The organism is Mesorhizobium sp. M2A.F.Ca.ET.037.01.1.1 (genome assembly GCF_003998075.1).
GTDB lineage: Bacteria > Pseudomonadota > Alphaproteobacteria > Rhizobiales > Rhizobiaceae > Mesorhizobium.
Genome location: NZ_RZSA01001294.1, coordinates 1 through 1507 on the forward strand (window position 1 = coordinate 1; position 1507 = coordinate 1507).

Annotated in this window: 1 protein-coding gene and 1 pseudogene; both read left to right on the plus strand. The window is 67.0% G+C overall.

The window, feature by feature from the left end; all coding sequences use genetic code 11:
* A partial coding sequence (mtaB, locus tag EOA27_RS36075; RefSeq protein WP_127258685.1) for a tRNA (N(6)-L-threonylcarbamoyladenosine(37)-C(2))-methylthiotransferase MtaB occupies positions 1-1165 on the plus strand: 1165 nt, incomplete at its 5' end.
* A gap of 13 nt (positions 1166-1178) precedes the next feature.
* Positions 1179-1507, plus strand: a pseudogene (locus tag EOA27_RS41215) (signal recognition particle-docking protein FtsY); the annotation flags it as partial.

Here is a 1507-nt window from a genome sequence, read left to right on the forward strand (position 1 = left end):
CACCTGCGCCGTCACGGCGGAGGCGGTGCGCCAGGCCAAGCAGGCGATCCGCAAGGCGCGCCGCGAGAACCCTTCAGCTCGCATCATCGTCACCGGCTGCGCGGCGCAGACCGAGCCGCAGAACTTCGCCGCCATGGACGAGGTCGACCTCGTGCTTGGCAATGAGGAGAAGCTCAAGGCGAACTCCTACCGCGCACTGCCCGATTTTGGCGTCAACGACACCGAGAAGGCGCGCGTCAACGACATTTTCTCGGTGCGCGAGACGGCGAGCCACATGGTCGACGCCATCGAAGGCCGCGCGCGCGCCTTCGTGCAGGTGCAGAACGGCTGCGACCATCGCTGCACCTTCTGCATCATCCCCTATGGCCGCGGCAATTCGCGTTCCGTGCCGATGGGCGCCGTGGTCGAGCAGGTCAAGCGCCTTGCCGGCAACGGCTATGCCGAGATCGTGCTTTCCGGCGTCGACATGACCAGCTTCGGCGCCGACCTGCCGGGCAGCCCTAAGCTCGGCAAACTGGTGAAGACCATTCTGCGCCAGGTACCGGATGTTAAGCGGCTCAGGCTGTCCTCGATCGATTCCATCGAGGCCGACGACGACCTGCTCGACGCAATCGCCACTGAACAGAGGCTGATGCCGCATCTGCACCTGTCGCTGCAATCGGGCGACGACATGATCCTGAAGCGCATGAAGCGCCGCCATCTGCGCGACCAGTCGATCCGCTTCTGCGAGGACGTGCGCAAGCTGCGTCCTGAAATCGTCTTCGGCGCCGACATCATCGCCGGCTTCCCGACCGAGACCGAGGCTATGTTCGAGAATTCGGAGAAGATCGTCGAGGAGTGCGGGCTGACGCATCTGCACGTCTTTCCGTTCAGCCCGCGCGAAGGCACGCCCGCGGCGCGCATGCCGCAGGTCCGCCGCGAGGTGGTGAAGCAGCGCGCCGCGCGACTGCGCGCCGCCGGCGAGGCCGCTTATCGCCGTCATCTGACCTCGCTCCCCGGCACGCGGCAGTCGATCCTGATCGAACGCGACGGGCTCGGCCGCACCGAAGGGTTTACGTTGGCCACGATTAGCACCGGCGCGCCCGGCGAGATCGTCGAAGCCATCATCACCGGCCATGACGGCGCCCGACTGATTGCGGCCCCGCTTGCCGCGCAAGCCGCCTGAGACTGCGAGACGCATGGCTGGTTTTTTCAAGAAGATATTTTCGTTCGGCAAGAAGGAGGTCGTCGAGGAGCGCGTCGACGAGGCCGCGCCCCTGCCGCCGATCAAATGGGATCAGCTGGACGCGCTGAAGCCGGAGGCCGATCAGGCCGCCCCGGAGATTCTGGCGCGCGAGCAGGAGCCAGCACCCCACCCTCCCCTCGATGGGGAGGGTCGCCACGAAGTGGCGGGGCGGGGTGACAGCGCCGACGTGGGTCACCCCCGAGCCGCGCTAGGGACCTCCCCCATCGAGGGGGAGGTAGGGGCGGCGCACCAGCCGCCCCCTGAAGAGCCGAAGTCCGAGCC